This window comes from uncultured Tenacibaculum sp., assembly GCF_947502995.1.
In the GTDB taxonomy this organism is placed as follows: Bacteria; Bacteroidota; Bacteroidia; order Flavobacteriales; family Flavobacteriaceae; genus Polaribacter.
Genome location: NZ_CANNBW010000068.1, coordinates 1 through 390 on the forward strand (window position 1 = coordinate 1; position 390 = coordinate 390).

Here is a 390-nt window from a genome sequence, read left to right on the forward strand (position 1 = left end):
TAATTCAAGTTTAACAGTAACAGGAGCTACAGTAGTTATTTCAGATAGTACAGGAGCTCCAGTTGAGACAATCAATAATGTTGATAGTGGAGTTAGTGTTACGAATACAACAAGATTAGTAGCAGGAGTTTACACAGTAACAGTTACACATCCAGTAACAAGTTGTGAGTTAAGTGCGAGTTATGAAGTTGTTGATGTACCAGATCACTTAATCAATGTAACTCAGACAGCACCAGTTGTTTGTTTCGGATCAAGTACAGCAGCAGTAGAGATTATCTTTGATAGTAGTACGCCATATACAGGCGGATATACTTATACAGTATTTGATGCAGGTACAGGAACAGCTACTGCTATCACAGGAAGTGGAACAGGAAATGTAGCAGAAGCTAT

Annotated in this window: 1 protein-coding gene; it reads left to right on the forward strand. The window is 38.2% G+C overall.

Features of this window, described 5'->3' with window-relative positions; translation table 11 throughout:
• Window positions 1–390, forward strand: a 390-nt coding sequence (locus tag Q1A46_RS20755; RefSeq protein WP_299683570.1) for a hypothetical protein, incomplete at both ends; no start/stop codon positions are given.